This window comes from Streptomyces sp. NPDC050560, assembly GCF_044457285.1.
Taxonomy (GTDB): domain Bacteria; phylum Actinomycetota; class Actinomycetes; order Streptomycetales; family Streptomycetaceae; genus Streptomyces.
In genome coordinates this window covers 519082-535986 of sequence record NZ_JBITGT010000001.1, presented here as the reverse complement: position 1 = coordinate 535986, position 16905 = coordinate 519082, and the positions used below count along the sequence as shown (strand labels likewise).

Annotated in this window: 15 protein-coding genes; 11 read left to right on the top strand and 4 right to left on the bottom strand. The window is 73.2% G+C overall.

The features are described from left to right. Positions 1-53 precede the first annotated feature (53 nt). From ACIBIW_RS02200 to ACIBIW_RS02160, 9 genes are read left to right on the top strand one after another with little or no spacing between them, the layout of a single operon-like run. A complete protein-coding gene (locus ACIBIW_RS02200) occupies positions 54-1676 on the top strand; it encodes an ABC transporter substrate-binding protein (RefSeq protein ID WP_399330958.1) in 1623 nt (540 codons plus the stop codon). 37 nt (positions 1677-1713) lie between these two features. Beyond that, positions 1714-2667, top strand: coding sequence for an ABC transporter permease (locus ACIBIW_RS02195; protein ID WP_399330956.1), 954 nt, complete (start codon positions 1714-1716; stop codon positions 2665-2667). 1 nt (position 2668) lies between these two features. Then, a complete protein-coding gene (locus ACIBIW_RS02190) occupies positions 2669-3700 on the top strand; it encodes an ABC transporter permease (protein ID WP_399330954.1) in 1032 nt (343 codons plus the stop codon). Continuing rightward, on the top strand, positions 3690-4769 hold the full coding sequence (locus ACIBIW_RS02185) for an ABC transporter ATP-binding protein (RefSeq protein WP_399330952.1): 1080 nt from the start codon (positions 3690-3692) through the stop codon (positions 4767-4769). The genes ACIBIW_RS02190 and ACIBIW_RS02185 overlap by 11 nt, the downstream gene beginning before the upstream one ends. After that, complete coding sequence (locus ACIBIW_RS02180) at positions 4766-5797, top strand: ABC transporter ATP-binding protein (RefSeq protein ID WP_399330949.1); 1032 nt, start codon at positions 4766-4768, stop codon at positions 5795-5797. Before ACIBIW_RS02185 ends, ACIBIW_RS02180 begins: the two co-directional genes overlap by 4 nt. After that, positions 5794-6495 (top strand): isochorismatase family protein, encoded by a 702-nt coding sequence (locus ACIBIW_RS02175; protein ID WP_399330947.1) that lies wholly within the window; start codon positions 5794-5796, stop codon positions 6493-6495. The genes ACIBIW_RS02180 and ACIBIW_RS02175 overlap by 4 nt, the downstream gene beginning before the upstream one ends. A 38-nt stretch (positions 6496-6533) precedes the next feature. Then, complete coding sequence (locus tag ACIBIW_RS02170; RefSeq protein ID WP_399330945.1) at positions 6534-8351, top strand: hypothetical protein; 1818 nt, start codon at positions 6534-6536, stop codon at positions 8349-8351. Between the two features lie 5 nt (positions 8352-8356). Beyond that, positions 8357-8977 carry a hypothetical protein gene (locus ACIBIW_RS02165; protein WP_399330944.1) on the top strand — a complete coding sequence of 207 codons (621 nt, stop codon included), beginning with the start codon at positions 8357-8359 and terminating at the stop codon, positions 8975-8977. A gap of 39 nt (positions 8978-9016) precedes the next feature. Further along, entirely contained in the window at positions 9017-9991 is a 975-nt protein-coding gene (locus ACIBIW_RS02160) for an aldo/keto reductase (RefSeq protein ID WP_399330942.1), read from the top strand. A 154-nt stretch (positions 9992-10145) separates the two neighbouring features. On the opposite strand, the gene ACIBIW_RS02155 is transcribed toward ACIBIW_RS02160, so the two are convergent. After that, positions 10146-11627 (bottom strand): aldehyde dehydrogenase family protein, encoded by a 1482-nt coding sequence (locus ACIBIW_RS02155; RefSeq protein WP_399330940.1) that lies wholly within the window; start codon positions 11625-11627, stop codon positions 10146-10148. Between the two features lie 173 nt (positions 11628-11800). Between ACIBIW_RS02155 and ACIBIW_RS02150 the strand changes: the two genes are divergently transcribed. Both ACIBIW_RS02150 and ACIBIW_RS02145 read left to right on the top strand, forming a co-directional pair. Continuing rightward, complete coding sequence (locus ACIBIW_RS02150; protein WP_399330938.1) at positions 11801-12625, top strand: alpha/beta fold hydrolase; 825 nt, start codon at positions 11801-11803, stop codon at positions 12623-12625. Then, entirely contained in the window at positions 12615-13037 is a 423-nt protein-coding gene (locus ACIBIW_RS02145) for a carboxymuconolactone decarboxylase family protein (RefSeq protein WP_399330936.1), read from the top strand. Before ACIBIW_RS02150 ends, ACIBIW_RS02145 begins: the two co-directional genes overlap by 11 nt. Positions 13038-13101: 64 nt before the next feature. Here the strand turns inward: ACIBIW_RS02145 and ACIBIW_RS02140 are convergent, their stop codons facing one another. The 3 genes from ACIBIW_RS02140 to ACIBIW_RS02130 are packed head-to-tail and all read right to left on the bottom strand — an operon-like array spanning position 13102 to position 16867. Further along, positions 13102-13512 (bottom strand): hypothetical protein, encoded by a 411-nt coding sequence (locus tag ACIBIW_RS02140; RefSeq protein WP_399330934.1) that lies wholly within the window; start codon positions 13510-13512, stop codon positions 13102-13104. Further along, entirely contained in the window at positions 13509-14585 is a 1077-nt protein-coding gene (locus ACIBIW_RS02135; RefSeq protein ID WP_399330932.1) for a hypothetical protein, read from the bottom strand. Before ACIBIW_RS02135 ends, ACIBIW_RS02140 begins: the two co-directional genes overlap by 4 nt. Before the next feature lie 5 nt (positions 14586-14590). After that, entirely contained in the window at positions 14591-16867 is a 2277-nt protein-coding gene (locus ACIBIW_RS02130) for a hypothetical protein (RefSeq protein ID WP_399330930.1), read from the bottom strand. Positions 16868-16905: the final 38 nt, after the last annotated feature.

Here is a 16905-nt window from a genome sequence, read left to right as displayed (position 1 = left end):
CCCGCCCCCCACGGTCGAAACCGCATCAACCCACTCCCCGAGAGGTGAAACCAGTGGCACGTCACAACGAGCCCGTGGAGGGGGCGCGGCCGTCGGGGCCCGGCCGCCCGCTCAGCAGGCGGGCCGTGCTGCACGCGGGCGGTGTCTCCGCGCTCGGGCTGCTCATCGCCGCCTGCGGAAGCACCGTCGACGCCTCCGCACCGCTGCGCGACTCCCAGCCGAGCGGCCCGCCCCGCCGCGGCGGCGAACTCACCTTCGCCACCAGCATGGACATCGCCACGCTCGACCCCGCGTTCTCGCAGAACGTCAGCGAGCGGTTCGCCTACTACGCGATGTTCAACACCCTCGTCGGCTACGACCAGAACTTCAACATCGTCCCCGAACTGGCCGAGCGCTGGGACCTCAGCGACGACGGCAAGGCCCTCACCCTGCACCTGCGCCGCGGTGTGAAGTTCCACGACGGCACCCCCTTCGACGCGGACGCCGTCAAGTGGAACCTCGACCGGCTCCTCGACAAGAAGACCAACTCACCGCTGCGCGGCCAGCTCACACCCCCGCTCAACGAGGTGCGCGTCGACGGCGACGCCACCGTCACCCTCGTCCTCGCCACCGCCTGGCGCCCGCTGCTCGCCGCGCTCGGCGAGCGCCCCGGCTTCATGATGTCGCCGACGGCCGCGCGCAAGTACGGCAAGGACATCGGGGTGCACCCCGTCGGCACCGGGCCCTTCGAGTTCGTCAGCTTCACCCAGGACAGCCAGCTCAGGATGCGGCGCTTCCGGGACTACTGGGACCCCGACAGCGTCCACCTCGACGCCATCACCATCACCAACACCCCCGAGCAGCAGGTGCAGTTGACCATGCTGCGCACTGGTGAGGCGCAGCTCTGCGACGAGATCAACCCGCAGCTCGGCACCACGCTCCAGGACGACCCCACCGTCGCCCTCGCGCACGCCGCCACCGGCAACTGGTACGCGGTCCAGATGGACTGCGACAAACCCCCCTTCGACAAGCCCGAGCTGCGCAGGGCCATCGCCTACGCCACCAACCGCGAGGGCGTGCAGAACGCCATCTACGCCAAGCGCGCGCGGGTGGCGACCGGGCCCATCGGCATCGGCTGGGCGTACCCGGAGCAGGGGCCGCCGCCCGCGTACCCGTACGACCTGAAGAAGGCCAGGGCGCTGGTCAAGCAGGCCGGTGCCGAGGGGCTGAGGGTCGACTACATCAATTCGAGCGACTCCGACTACCAGGCGGTGGCCCAGCTCCTCCAGGGCGACTACGCGAAGATCGGGCTCAGGGTGAAGGTGGGCACCGTCCCCGGCAGCGACTACTACAACCAGGTCATCGCCGACAAGATCGGCTGGTCGCTGACGGAGTGGACACCGCGCGCCGACCCGGACGGGCTGCTGCGCCTGCTCTTCCACTCCAAGGGCGGCCAGAACTCGACCGGCTACCGCAACCCGGAGGTCGACAAGCTGCTCGACCAGGCCGCCGGGATCGAGGACACCAAGGCCGCCGCACCGATCTACCAGCGGATACAGCGCATCGTCGAGCGCGACGCGCCCTATGTCTTCGTGGTCTGGCCCGACGCGCTCGTGCCGCACAGCAAGAAGCTCGGCGGGGTGCGCCTCTACCCGGACGCGGTCTACCGGCTGCGCGACATGTGGATAGCCGAATGAACCGCCCCCGTGAGCCGAAGGTGAGGAGCTAGCCGTCATGGCGTGGCACATAGCGAAACGGCTGGGGGCGGCACTGGTCGTCATGGTGGTGGTCAGCCTGCTGACCTTCCTCGTGACCCGGGTCCTCTTCCCCGACCCGGTCCAGTCGATCCTCGGCGGCCAGGGCTCCAGCGCGACCCCCGAGCAACTGCACCGGCTGACCCATGAACTCGGCCTCGACAAGCCCCTGTTCGTCCAGTACTTCGACTGGATCGGCGGCACCCTGCACGGCGACCTCGGCCGTTCCTTCCGCACCCCCGTGGGCGTCGGCGGCGCCATCTGGGACCGGCTGCCCGTGACCATCGAGCTGATGGTGCTCTCGCTGCTCGTGGCGCTGGTGCTCGGGACCCTGCTCGGCGTCCTCGCGGCGCTCTTCCGCGGGCGCTGGGTCGACACCGTCGCCTCCGCCCTGTCGGTCCTCGCGCTCTCGCTGCCCAACTTCTTCCTCGGCATCCTGCTCGTGTACTGGTTCGCGCTGAAGTTCCGGCTGCTGCCGAGCAGCGGCTACGTGCCGTTCCTCGACGACCCGCTCGGCAACCTGAAGCTGATGATCCTCCCGGCGCTCACCCTCTCCATGGCGTACGTGGGCACCTTCGCCCGCTACGTGCGCACGCTGATGCTGGGTGTGCTCTCCGAGGACTACGTGCTGCGCGCCCACGCCAGCGGCCTCGAACCGCGGCGCGTCGTCGTCAGGCACGCCATGAAGAACACCGCGATCCCCATGGTCACCGTGGTCGGCCTGAACGCCGCGGGGCTCGTCGGCGGCGCCGTCGTCACCGAGAGCGTGTTCTCGCTGCCCGGCCTCGGCACCCTGCTGACCACGTCCATCCTCGGCAAGGACTTCCCGATGCTCCAGGGCCTCATCCTCGTCATCACGATCGGCGTCGTCGTGCTCAACCTGCTGATCGACCTCGTCTACGGGGCGCTCGATCCCAGGATCAAGGTGAGTTGAGATGGCCGCCACCACCACCGCCTCCGCCCTGCCGCGCACCCGCGCCCGCAGCGGCGCAGGGCGCCGCGTCGCCACCGCCCTCGCGGCCTACCCGCGGCTGACCATCGGCGCCGTGCTGCTGGTCGCGCTGCTCGTACTCTCCCTGGGCGCACCGCTGTTCACCGGCCACGGCCCGCTCGACCAGCACCTGATCTCGGTGCTCAAGCCGCCGGGCCACGGATTCCTGTTCGGCACCGACCAGTTGGGCCGCGACGTGTTCAGCCGCAGCCTCTACGGCGGCCGTCTCGTGCTCGCCGTCGCCGTGGTCTCGGTGCTGATCGCGATGGTCGCGGGGGTGCTGCTCGGCCTCGTCTCCGGATATCTGCGCGGCTGGGCCGACGCCCTGGTGATGCGGATTATGGACGGGGTCATCGTCTTCCCCGAGCTGATCCTCGCGCTCGCGATCACCTACGCGCTCGGCCCCAGCTTCTGGACCGTGGTCGCCGCCATCTCCACCGTGAACGTGCCCAAGTTCGCCCGGGTCGTACGCGGCCAGGTACTCAGCCTGCGGGAGCGGGAGTTCATCTCCGCGGCGAAGGTGTCCGGCGCCTCCACCACCCGGGTGCTGCTGCGCCACCTGCTGCCGAACGTGCTGGAGGTCACCGTCGTGCAGGCGGCCCTCACCGGCGGCATGGCCATCTTCACCGCCGCCAGCCTCAGCTTCCTCGGGCTCGGCCTGCCCGCGCCGCAGCCCGACTGGGGCGGCATGCTCAGGGACGGCTACCCCTACCTGGGGCAGGTGCCGATGATGTCGCTGGTGCCCGGCGGGTTCATCTTCGTCGCGATGCTCAGCTTCAACCTCATCGGCGACGGCCTGCGCGACCTCTTCGACCCCAGGTCCCACGGCCGCACCGGACGCCGCCGCACCCGCGCCGCGGCGGCCCCCGCGCCCGTAACCGCCATCCCGGCAGGCGCGGACACCACCGGCGCGCCCGCCGCGGCGCCCGCGAAGACCCCCGGCACCCCGAGCGGAGGCACCCCCGATGACCACTGAGACGGCCACGGCGGCCGAGGCGGCGGCGCCCGTGCTCGACGTGCGGGAGCTGAAGGCGGTGTACGACTCCCCGCGCGGCCCGGTGCGCGCCCTCAACGGGGTCTCGTTCAGCGTCCGTTCCGGCGAGGTGCTGGCGCTCGTCGGCGAGTCGGGCAGCGGCAAGTCGGCGTCCGCGCTCGCCATCATGGGCCTGCTGCCGCGCACCAGCGGCCGGGTCACCGCGGGGCAGATCCTCTTCGAGCGGCGCGACCTGCTCGGCCTGCCGGAGAAGGAGCTGCGGGCGCTGCGCGGCGACGAGATCGCGCTCGTCTTCCAGAACCCGATGACCACCCTCAACCCCACCCGCACCGTCGGCGCCCAACTGCGCGAGGTCATCCGCCACCACACCGGCAGGACCCGCCGCGAGGCCGACGCGCGTGCCACCGAACTCCTCGGCCTCGTCGAGATCCCGGACCCCGCGGCGCGGCTGAAGTCCTACCCGCACCAGCTCTCCGGCGGCATGCGCCAGCGCGTCATGATCGCCCTCGCGCTGAGCTGCGACCCCCGCCTCCTCATCGCCGACGAGGCCACCACCGCCCTCGACGTCACCACCCAGGCCCAGGTGCTGCACCTGCTGCGGCGGATCACCGCACGGCTCGGCACCGCCATGGTCGTCATCACCCACAACATGGGGGTGGTCGCCGGGCTCGCCGACCGGGTCGCGGTGATGTACGCGGGCCGCATCGTGGAGACCGGCACCGTCGAGGAGATCTTCTACGAGGCCCAGCACCCGTACACCGTCGGCCTGTTGGGCGCCATCCCGCGCATGGACACCCCGCGCGCCACGGAACTGGCGTCCATCGAGGGCCGCCCGCCCTCGCTGCTCGACCTGCCCCCGGGCTGCGCCTTCGCCGACCGCTGCGGGCACACCATGGACATCTGCCGCACCGAGGAGCCGGCGCCCGTGACACCCGAGCGGCACACCGCGGCCTGCTGGGCGGACCCCGCCGAGGTGCGGGCCGCCGCCGCCCCGGCCGGGGAGACCCCGCGGGGAAAGGCCCCGTCCACCCAAGGAGAGGAGGCCGTATGACCACGGCCACCGCCCCGGCCAAGGCCCCGCTGCTTGAGGTCGAAGCGCTGCGGGTGCACTACAGGTCGCGCGCCAGGGGCCGCCTCGGCTACCCGGTGCGCGCCGTCGACGGCGTCTCGTTCAGCATCGCGCCGGGCGAGACTTTGGGCCTCGTCGGCGAGTCAGGGTGCGGCAAGAGCACCACGGGGCGCGCCGTGCTGCGCCTGGTCAAGCCGACCGGCGGCGCCGTCAGGTTCGACGGGCACGACCTCGCGGGCGCCGACCGGCGGCGGCTGCGGGAGCTGCGGCGCGGTATGCAGGCGGTGTTCCAGGACCCGTACGACAGCCTGAACCCGCGCATGACCATCGGCGACCTCGTGGGCGAGCCGCTCACCATCCATGGCATCGCCCATGGCGATCAGCGCCGGACGAGGATCGGGGAACTCCTCGAACTCGTCGGTCTCAGCCCCGAGTTGGCGTCCCGGCGGCCGTCCGAGCTGTCCGGCGGGCAGCGCCAGCGGGTGTGTGTGGCACGGGCGCTCGCGGTGGGCCCCCGCTTCATCGTCTGCGACGAGGCGGTCTCCGCGCTCGACGTCAGCGTCCAGGCCCAGGTGCTCAACCTGCTCGGCCGCCTCCAGCGCGACCTCGGCCTCTCGTACCTGTTCATCGGCCACGACCTGAGCGTGGTGCGGCACGTCTGCGACCGGGTCGCGGTGATGTACGCGGGACAGCTCGTCGAGTCCGCGGCGAGCGAGCCGCTGTACGAGCGCCCCTACCACCCGTACACCGTCAGCCTGCTCGCCTCGTCGCCGGTCGCCGACCCGCGTGTGGAGCGTGCCAGGCCGTTCGCGTCCGCCACCGGCGAGCCGCCGAGCCCGGCGCGGATGCCGGCCGGCTGCCGCTTCGCCTCGCGCTGCCCGCTGGCCCGCGACCGATGTCGCGCCGAGGCCCCCGTATACGAGGAGGTGGCGCCGGGGCGGCGGGTCGCCTGCCACTACTGGCGGGAGGTCGCCGACGCCCCGGCGGCCACCGCGGGAGCCCCCGCGTGACGGGCGTCGAACCCGCCGCGGGGCGCACGGAGCAGGGCCCGCCGCCGACCGGCGCGCTCGCCGCGGTGTGGGCCGCGCTCTCCCCGGAGGAGCGGGCGGTCTACGAACGCGCCGGATACCACAGGACGTTCGGCCTCGGCGCCCGCCCCGCGCTGCTCGTCGTCGACGTCGAGTACAACTTCACCGGGGACGTCCCCGAGGAGCCCGTACTCGACTCGGTCGCCAAGTACCCGGACAGTTGCGGCCCCGCCGCCTGGCGCGCGATCCCCGCCATCGCCCGGCTGCTCGCCGCCGCCCGCGCCGCGGGCGTGCCGGTGGCGCACACCCACGGCACCCCGCGCGCCGACCGGCCTGGCGCACCGCGCCGCGGCACCGACATCGTCTACGAACTCACGCCCCGCGCGGGCGAGTTCGTCGCCGCCAAGGCGGCCGCAAGCCCCTTCCACGGCACGGGCCTCGCCGCCCACCTCAGGGCGCTCGGCGTCGACACCGTCATCCACACCGGCTGCACCACGAGCGGCTGCGTCAGGGCCGGGGTGGTGGACGCGGCGGCCCACGGGCTGCGCGGCGCCGTCGTCGAGGAGGCCGTCTTCGACCGGGCCGAACTGCCGCACCGGCTCAGCCTGTTCGACATGGACGCCAAGTACGCCGACGTGATCTCGCTGGCGGCCGCCGAGACCTACCTCGCCCACCACTGAACGCGGGCCCCCGCGCGGGCCCGGAAAGGATCGATGCGATGACGACGGCGCCCAGCGGGGTCCGCGTGCCGGAGTGGGTCTACGCGGAGCTGTCCGACGAACTCGGGCGCGAGGTGCGCGCGGCGGCCCCCCTGATGCGCCCGCCCGCCGAGGCCATGCACCCCGGGACGCTGCGCGCGATGACCGCCACCCGGCTCAGCTTCGCCCAGACCCTGGTGCGCCGCATGGCACGCGAGCGGTGGCGGATCACCCTGGAGCGCTGCGACGTCGCCGAGGACGGCACCGGCTTCCTGGCCTACGACATCCGGGCCGGGCAACTGCGTCTTTGCTTCGGGGTGTTCGTCTACCCGCCGCTACCACTCGGCCACCAGCGCCTCTTCCGCGACACCCGGGTCGAGTTCCTCGGCATCCTGCTCGACGGGCCCTTCGGACCCGAGGCGGAGGAGCGCTTTTGCCGTGAGCGCGCCGAGTTCGACGCCCACCTGTGGCGCGGCAGGACCGGCCCCGACGTCTACGGCTGGACCATCGCAAGCCGCGGCACCCGCACCTTCGAGGACGTCGTCGCGGCCCTGGCCCGCGGCGAACAGCCCCCGCTCGCGGGCCTCGACGCGGGCGGCGGCTACATCCTGCGCAACGGCGGCTACTACGGCAACGGCCGCATGGGCACCAGGGCCTGGCAGAGCTACGCGCGCGACGGCGGCCCCCTCGGCATGCCGTACCACATCGACCTGTTCTGCGTGTACCTGTGGCGCCTTGTCAGCCTCGACCTGGTGGAGGCCACCGCACGCGCGCGCAACCCCGACGCGGTGCCGCTCGACCCCGTGGTGCGGCGGCACACCGGCATCGGCAACTCCTCCGGGCTCGGCACCATCGCCGCGCTCATCCGCTGGCCCGCGCGGCTCTCCGCGTTCGTCCTCACCAGGGAGCTGGCCTTCGCGCTGTCCGCGGCGCGCCCCCTCACCCCGGAGCGCGCCGGGCGCCTCGCGGCGCTCCTCGCCAACGCCGCCGCCGCGTACCGTGCCGCGCCCGAGGCGCCCCCCGAGCTGATCGAGCCCCGCGGCGGGGTCGCGGACGCCCTCGACGCCACCCGCGCCGCGCTGACCGCCTGGAGCGCCGCGGGCGCCGGGAGCGGCGGCGGGCGCACCGGCGCCGACCTGCTCGCCGAGGCCGCCGCGCACGGCAGCCCCGAGGCCACCGAGGTGCTGCGCGCCCTGCTGCCCGAGCTGTACCCGGAGACCTCGGAACTGGAACGGATCACCGCGGCCGGTACCCGCCTCGCCCCCGAGGCCGACCCGCTGATGACCGTCGGCGAGCTGCGCGCCCTGCTCGCCGGGCACTTCGGCTGGGTACGCGCCCTCGACCTGGAAGGCCCTGGCGCCCGCGAGTTCTTCTGGTACCGCTCCGAGGAGAACGGCGAGAACCGCCGCGGCGAGCGCTCCGTCGACGTCGGCGTCGAACGCGAGACCTTCGTGGACGTCGCGGGCCTGGTGCGCCGCCTCGACGACTTCCTGACCGGGCTGCCCGACGACATGAGCACCGGCAGGTTCCTCCTGGAAGACCCCGAGCACACCCTCGCGGTGGCCCGGGTGCAGGCCGCCGCCGCGGCCCCGTACAGCGAGCTGGGCGCGAGCGTGTGCGACGCGTCCTTCCTCGCCAGCAACGGCATCCGCTGCTTCCTCGCGCTGCTCGGCATCGAACTGCCCACGCCGCACAGCGGGCGCTGGGTGCGCGGCCTGTTCTACCGGGACGCGCCGCTGCCCGCCGACCTCGCGCGCGGCGACGAGGGTGTGTGGGGCATCGGCGCCCCGGCCGCGGCGCCGACCGCCCGCGACGACGACGCGGCCGTGAGGGTGTGAGGACCATGGCCGCCATCGCGGTACCCGAACTGCGGCGCTACGCCCCCGACGCGCTGCGCATGGTCGGCATCCCGCTCGGCCAGGCCGACGAGTGCGCCGACATGCTGGTGTGGACCCAGGCGGTCACCGGCGGCGCGCTCGCCTGGCTCGCCGCCCACCGCGCCCGGCTGAGCTGGTACCCGCGCCCCCGCGCCCGCGTCGTCGCCGAGTCCGAGTCCGCGGCGGTCGTCGACGCGCGCGGCGGCAGCCTCCTCGAACTCGGCGTCAGGATCGCCGACTTCGCCCGCGCCGAGGCCGCCGCCCACGGCACCAGGGTGGTCAGGGTGCGCCAGGTGTACGGCACGGTGTTCCTGCCGTACCTGATCGCACGCGCCGCCGGGCGCGGCACCCGTATCGAGGCCGACGCGCCCGCCGCGCCGCTCCCCGGCGCCCATGAGCCGCGCGGCGAGCTGACGCTGCGCGCCACCGCCCCCGTGGAGCCGGGCGAGGGCCTGGACACCGCCGCCTACCGCGCCGCGGTCGACCGCGGCATCGCCCTCGACGACGCCGACTTCACCACCGTCACCTCGCTCTTCGAGATGCTGCGGGTGCCCACCTCTGAGCGCTCGCGCAGCCACGCTGGCTGACACCGCCACCACCGCACCACCAAGGAGGAAGCAGTACCCATGGACCACACCCGCCTCGGCGCCACCAACCTGTGGATCTCGCGCATCGGATTCGGCGCCATGGGCGTGGGAAGCCCCGACTGGCGCTCCTGGGTGCTCGACGAGCGCGCTTCCCTCCCCGTGATCGAGCGCGCCGTCGAGACGGGCGTCACCTTCTTCGACACCTCCGACTTCTACTCCGGCGGCGAGAGCGAACGCGTGCTCGGCGCCGCCCTCAAGCGGCTGCTGCCCAGGGAGGACTACGTCCTCGCCACCAAGGTCGGCAACCCCATGGGCAAGGCGCCCACCCGCGGCGGCTACTCGCGCAAGCACATCCTCGCCGCCGTCGACGACTCGCTGCGCCGCCTCGGCACCGACTACATCGACCTCTACCAGACCCACGTATGGCGCGAGGAGACCAACGTCGAGGAGGTACTCGCCGCTTTCGACACCCTCGTCGACTCCGGCAAGGTGCGCTACATCGGCGCCACCGACATGCCGGTGTGGCAGTTCGCCCGGTTCGTGTACGAGGCCAGGCGTCTTGGCAGGCCCGCGTTCGCCACCATGCAGTGCCACTACAACCTGGTGTGGCGTGAGCACGAGAGCGAACTCCTGCCGATGTGCCGGGCGGAGGGCATCGGACTGCTGCCGTACAGCCCGCTGGCGCGCGGCTTCCTCTCCGGCGACCCGCGCGGCCACGACCGGGACACCGAGCGCGGCCGCACCGACGACCACTCCCGCAGGTGGTTCGGCCGCGACAGCGACCGTGCCGTGCTCGACGCGCTGCTGAAGGTCGCGGGTGCCCGCGGCGCGAGCCCCGCCGCGGTGGCGCTCGCCTGGGTGCTGGCGAGGACGCCGGGCGCCACCCCGCTGCTCGGCGCCACCAGCGCCGCCCAACTCGACGTCGCCCAGGAGGCGTCGGCCCTCACCCTCACCCCCGAGGAGACGGCCGACCTGGAGGCCCCGTACGTGGCGAGGCTGCGGTACGGGCACTGAGCGGCGGCGCGGCGGTGCCGCGTGCCGCCCGGGGGAGGGCGCGCGGCGCCGCCGCACGGCTGCGCGGCAGCGCCGCACGCGCGCCGGGCCCGCGCCTTCTGGCGTGCGGTGTGCGCCGCCCCCGGGCGTGAACGGGGCCCGGGGGCGGGCCCGTTCAGCCCAGGTTGGTGTACACGGACGTCGTCTCAAGGAACAGGTCGAGCCCCTCGGGGCCCAACTCCCTGCCCCAGCCGGACTCCTTGAAGCCGCCGGTGGGCATGGTGACGTCCGGCAGGCCGTGCACGTTGACCCCGACCCGGCCCACCCGCAGCCTTGCGGCCACCCGGTGCGCCTTGCCCACGTCCCGCGTCCACACCGACGCCGCGAGGCCGTACGGGGTGTCGTTGGCCTTCGCCACCGCCTCCTCCAGGGTGGAGAACCGCATCGCGGCGACCACGGGCCCGAAGATCTCCTCGCGCACCGCGCGCATCTCGGGCCTCGCGTCGCCGAGCACCGTCGGCTCCACGAAGAAGCCGGGCCCGCCGGAGCGCCCGCCCGCGAGCACCGAGGCGCCCTGGGTGACCCCCGACTCGATGTAGCCCATCACGGTGTCCCGCTGCCCGGCGGAGATCAGCGGGCCCATCTCGGACTCCGGGTCGAAGCTGTGGCCCACCTTCAGGGACTCGGCGCGGCGCGCCACCCCCGCCACCACCTCGTCGTACACGTCCTCGTGGACCAGCAGCCGGGAGCCGGCCGTGCACACCTGCCCCGCGTTGGAGAAGATCGCCGCGGAGGCCCCGGCGACCGCCGCCTCGACGTCCGCGTCGTCGAGGACGAGCACGGGGGACTTGCCGCCCAGTTCGAGGGAGACCTTCTTCAGGTTCCCGGTGGCCGCGCGCACGATGGACTTGCCGACCGACGTGGACCCGGTGAACGCCACCTTGTCGACCAGCGGGTGCTGTGCGAGGTGCGCCCCGACCACGGCGCCGTCCCCGGTGACCACGTTGAGCACCCCGTCGGGCACCCCCGCCTCCCGGGCGATCTCGGCCAGCAGCAGGGTGGACAGCGGGGTCAGCTCGGCGGGCTTCACCACACAGCTGCACCCGGCGGCGAGCGCGGGCGCCACCTTCCACGCGGCCATCACCAGCGGGGAGTTCCACGGTGTGATGAGCGCGACGACGCCCACCGGCTGCTTGAGGGTGTACGCGTGCAGCTCCATCCCGCGGCGCTGGAGCTGGAGCGCGCGGCCGGAGACCTTGTCGGCCCAGCCCGCGTAGTAGCGGAAGATCCTGGCCGCCTCGGGCACGAAGCCCTGGCGCACGCCCCGGTGCGGCGAGCCCTGGTTCAGGGCCTCCACCAGCGCGATCTCGTCGGCGCGCGCGTCCAGCAGGTCGGCCATCCGCCACAATGCGCGGGCGCGCTCGTCCGCGGGCAGGTCGCGCCAGGCGCCGGTGTCGAAGCTGCGGCGCGCCGCGGCCACCGCGAGGTCGGCCTCGGCGATGGCGGCCTCGGGGACGGACGCGATGACGGCGCCGGTGCCCGGGTCGAGGACGTCGCGGTGGGTGTCGGCGCCCACCTCGGCGCCGTCGATCACCATGTGCCAGTCGCGCCGCGACCACTCGGGGGCGTGGGCCTGGCTGTCGGGGAGCAGTGGCAAGGTGCTTCGTCCCTTCTCGGGGGAGGGGGGTTCCCCTCAGGCTAGCGATGTGTCGGCTGTCTGTCAGCACTCAGATTCGGGCGGTCTCCACATATTGATCGCTCCATTGACACTGATAGACGGCGCCAACTAGCGTGACTGACACCTAGCAGACAGCGGATAGCAGGTCGTATATGGCATCGGAGTCCCCCCGCCCCCCGCGGGTGACCGACGAGTTCGCACCCCGCACGGCGGCGGTGGACGTCCACCACGAGACCAGGGGCGACCTCGCCTCCGGCACCCCGCTCGTCCTGGTGCACGGTGTCGGCAGCGGTCTGCACGGCTGGGACGGGGTGCTCGCGGGCCTGCCGGACGACCTGCCGGTGATCCGCTACGACCTGCGCGGCCACGGCCGCTCCCCGGCGCCCGAGGGGCCCTGGAGCGTGGACGACTTCGTGGCCGACCACCTGCGGCTGCTCGAACGGCTCGGCGTCGCCTCGGCGCACACCGTCGGCTTCTCGCTCGGCGGCCTCGTCGCCCAGCGGCTCGCCGCCACCCACCCGGCGGCGGTGCGCACCCTCACCGTGGTCGGCGCTGTCGCGGGGCGCAGCGAGCAGGAGCGCGCGGCGGTGCTCGCGCGTCTGGAGATGGTACGGGCCGAGGGGCCGGGCGGCGCCGCCCGCCGCAGCGTGGAGCGCTGGTACAGCAGGCAGTACCTCGACGCGCACCCCGGGACCCCGCAAGCGGTCGTCGCCGCGATGGACCGGCTCGACCGCACCGCCTACACCCACGCCTACCGGGTGCTCGCCACCACCGACCTCGCGGACCGCCTCGGCGACATCCGCGTCCCGGCGCTCGCCGTCACCGGCGAGCACGACGCCGGCTCACCGCCCCGGATGTCCCGGCTGATCGCCGAGCGCACCGGCGGCAGGTGCGTGGTGGTGCCCGGCGCCCGGCACACGGTCCTAGAGGAACGCCCCGCAATCGTCGCGAAGGAGATCGCCGCACATGTCCGCTGACATCGAGTCCGGCAAGGACCTCTACGAGGAGGGCATGCGGGTACGCCGCAGGGTCCTCGGGACCGAGTATGTCGACCGGGCGACCTCGCACGCCGACGAACTGACGGTGGAGTTCCAGAAGTTCATGACCACGTACTGCTGGGGCGGGGTGTGGACCGACGACCGCCTCGCCCCGGCGGACCACAGCCTCCTGGTGCTGGGCATCACGGCCGCCCTCGGCAAGACGGGGGAGTTCGAGGTCCACTCGCGCGGCGCCCTGCGCAACGGGGTCACCCCCGAGCAACTGACCGCGGTCATGCGGCAGATCGCGGTGTACGCGGGCGTGCCCGCGGCCGTCTCGATGCTGCCGGGCGTGCGCAAGGCGATAGCCGAGCACGAGGCGGAGCAGGCGGCGGGCCGCGAGTCGGCCTGAGCGCCTGACGTCACGTCAGGCGTGCCCCGGGGCCGCGGTGTTCCCGCCCGCGGCCCCGGTCCTGTCAGTAGCCGTCGAGCGGCGACGGAATCCGCTGCTGCTGTAGCCCGATCAGGCCGTCGGTGCCGCCCAGTACGTTGTTGGTGGCGCGCAGCGACAGGGTCTCGCCGCCGAGCCGGTTCAGCAGCGCCGTCACCTGGTCGTGCCAGGTGCTCTTGGCCTTCGTCAGACCGTCCGCCGTGTCCCAGCCCTCGGCGTCGCGCGGCCCGAACGCCTTGATCGCGGCGTCGCTGGTCTCGTCCGCCAGCTTCCCCGCGGCGCGGGCGTCGGGCTGAATGTGCTTCTCGATGGCGTCCGCGGCCTTCTTCTTGTCCGCGGCCGACGAGGCCAGATAGCGGCCGCCGCCGTCCTTCGGCGTGGCGGCGTCGTTCAGCCGCGTGCCCACCGTGTGCTCCGGTGCGCCCCCAGCGTTCATGGTGCTCCCCCTGTGGTGTCGGTGCAGTGCGCCGCGGCGCGTGCCGCCGTGCCGAACGTCCTGGCGAAACCGGCCGGTTCCGGCAGCCGGGTGGCCGCCCTCTCGTCGTCGTCCATGTGCCTGAGGTCGTAGGCGAACACGGTCTCCCGGCCCGCGCACCGCGCCCGGGTGAACCCCCGGCCGTCGAGGGCGGCCGCGAACGCGGTGTCCCCGACGACCGCGACCCGCGCGAACGGCCCCTCCCGGTCGCCCTCGAAGGCCAGGTCGCAGTACAGGCCGCGCTCGGCGGTGCCGGTCACGCTCTCGCGCACCGGCTCGCCCTTCGGGCCGCGCACCCCGCGCAGCGCGAAGCCGTCGATGCCGCACACCCTCCCGAGGTCCGCGGCCCGCTCGGGGGCGGGCGCGGTGTCCCGGGTCGCGGGGTGCTTCCCCGACCCGTCGCAGCTCTCGCCCGACAGCCGCTGCCCTGCCGCCGTCAGCAGCCGCCCCAGGTCCGCGGGGTGCTCCGCGGGGCCGCCCTCGGTGATGTCCGCGGTCAGCGCCCGGCCGCGGTCGTCGCCCGCCCGGTGCCCGTCGCAGGAGCGCGGCAGCAGCACCCACCCCCGGCTCGCGCCGTACGCGCCGTGGGTGCCGCCCGACAGCACGTGCCGGGTGCCGGAGACCTCCCAGTCGCCCGCGTAGAAGGGGAAGGAACCGGGCTCGGGCGCGCGCCGCAGCACCAGTTCGCCGCCGGTGCCCTGGAGCCAGCCGTGCCGGCGCACCGTACAGGTGTCGGGGGAGTCCTCCGACGCCGTCACCCGGCCGGGGCCGCCCCCGCCGAGCACGGCGGCGGCGTCCGAGGTGCGCACCCAGCCGTGGCAGATGCGCCCGGGCGTCCCCACGTTCGTGTTGAAGTACACCGCCACCCCGGCCACGACCACCACCACGGCGGCGGCCACCACGGCGGCCAGCGTCCCGCGCCCGAGGGCACGGCCCGCGCGGCCCGGGGCACCGCGCCGCCCGGTGTCGGCACGCCCCGCGTCGCTCTGCCCCGCCCCGGTCCGGCCCTCGTCGGCCCGGTCCGTGTCCGTCACACCCGTCACTCCCATCCGAGGTACACGGCGGCGTCGCCGCGCGACGAGGTGTAGGACTGCTTCGCCTCGTCCCGCATCGCCTGGTAGACCGTCCAGTTCGGGTCGTTCTTGGAGTTGTCCTCGTCGTGGATGTCGACGCCGCGGTCCTGCGCCCACTGGTCGATCAGGCTGTAGGTGCCGGTGACGCCCGACCCGTAGTGGTCGGAGTCCTTCTCCTCGGCCTGCGCGTTGGCCGCGTCGATGACGTCCTTCGACCACTCGTACGTCCCGGCGTCCACCATGCGCTGCGCGGCGTCGCCGATGACGGGCAGCGCCGTGATGGGTGCGCCGATGCCGTGGTAGGCGTAGCGCGCGATGTCGTTGGCCGCGGCGGTCCTGTCGTCGCGGTCGTCGAGGATGACGTCCGAGCCGATCGAGTTCATCGCGCCCGTCACGGCGCCGAGGTCGCGCGCCGGGTTCTTCCAGGCGTCGCCGCCGGGGCCGCCGGAGTCGGGTGCCTGGGCCAACTGGTCGAAGGCGTACTGCCGTTGGGTGTCCTGGAGCAGTGCGTAGGTCTGGTGGTCGGCGGAGACGCCGCGCATCACCCGCAGCAGCGCGTCCTTGCCGACGGTGATCCCGGCGTCCTTGCCGTCGGTCCAGATGGCGTCCTTGCCCTCCGGGCTGCCGTACTTGGCGCCGTTCTCCGCGAGGATGTTGTGGTTGTCGGCGGCGTAGTCGGCGAGGGCGTGGCCCAGCGGCTTCTGGAGGTTCGCGGGCACTTCCTCGCCCTTGGCGCCGTCGTCGAGGAGGCCGATGGCGCTCTGCATGACCCGCGCCTGCCCCGCGCTGTGCGGGCCCGGCCTGTCGCCCGGCTGGCCCTCGGCCAGCGGCTCGTGCCCCGTGGTCGCCGCCTCCAGGGCGTGGCCGAGCCCGATGCGGCTTGTCGGGTCGTCGAACTCGGTGACGCCGTAACCGGTGATGACGTTCTTCGGCCACTCCCTGGCGCCGTCGCCGTGCCCGAGCAGGTACTTCAGGTGGTCGTTGCCGACGTGGTCGCCGCCCGAGCCGTTGCCGTCCGGGTCGAGGAAGGCGGTGGCCGCGTCGGGGTTGTGGCTCATCACGTCGAGCACACCGTCGACCGCGTCCGTCTCGATGCCGTCGTGCCCGGGGCCCCACATGGTGAAGATGCCGGGGTGGTCCTTCTCGGCCTGGATGGTCTGGTCGCCGAGGTCGTACAGGTACTGGTCGTCGAAGTCCTTGTCGGCGTGCTCCATCAGGCTGACGTACGACTGGTAGCCGTAGAGCGGGTTGGTGTTGGGGCCGAAGTTCTTCGTCCCCTCGCTCTTCATGCTCGCGGTCCACTCCTTGTAGAACGCGCCGTCCTTGCTGTCCAGCCACGCCTGGAACTTCGGCGACCCGGGCGGCATGTCGCGCACGCTGCCGGGGACGGTGGTGGCGGTGGCCAGGGAGTCCGCGAAGTTCCGCTGGACCTCGGCGAGTTGTGTCTTCTCGCTGCCGTCGGCGTGCTGGAGCCTGTCGTTCAGCTCGTTGCCGAGCCTGATGGTGTCGTGGGCCCCGATGTCGTGCAGCAGCTCCTGGCTGAACGCGGTGTCGTCCTTGTTGTCGCGCAGCGCCCGCTGCAACTGGGCCATCTCCTCGGGGGAGATGTCCTTGCCGTCGGCGAACCGCTTGGCGATGTCCTGCACCGCGTCCGCCTCGTACACCTCGATGTCGCCCTTGGCGCCCGCGTTGAAGCCGCCCGGCATGCCGTGGACCGGGTCGCTGTCCTTGACGACGGCGGTGAGCGCGATCTTCACACCGTCGTCCGCGTCGCACACGGCCCGCACGGCGTCGCTGATGTGGTTCGTCCAGGTCTGTTCGCTCTCGCGGAGCCCGGGGTCGTGGTGGGCGGAGAACGCGGCGTTCTCGTCGAGCTTCGAGAAGTCGAGGGAGCAGGTGCCCTGGTCGGACACCTTCATCCCGGCCTTGACCGCGTCGTCCCTGGCCCCCTCGACCTTCTTCTTCAGGTCGGTGAACTGGGTGTGCGCGTCCCGCAGCAGCGAGGCGATCGCCTTGGCCTCCGTCTGGGCGGCCTGGATCTCCTTGTACGTGATGTCGAAACGGGAGTTGGCCGCCTGCGCGGAGTAGCCGAGCCACAGGGGTTCGAGCGTGATCCCGTGCACGTCGTCCCGGTAGCGCGGCTCGACCTTGTCGTGCAGGTCCTTCGCCATGGCGTCCCATTTGTCGGCCGCTGTGGTCAGGGTCGACAGATCCGTGGCCAGTATCTCGTGGTAACTCGGCATCCCGCTTCCCCCGGCAGAGACGATCACGGCATGTGCGC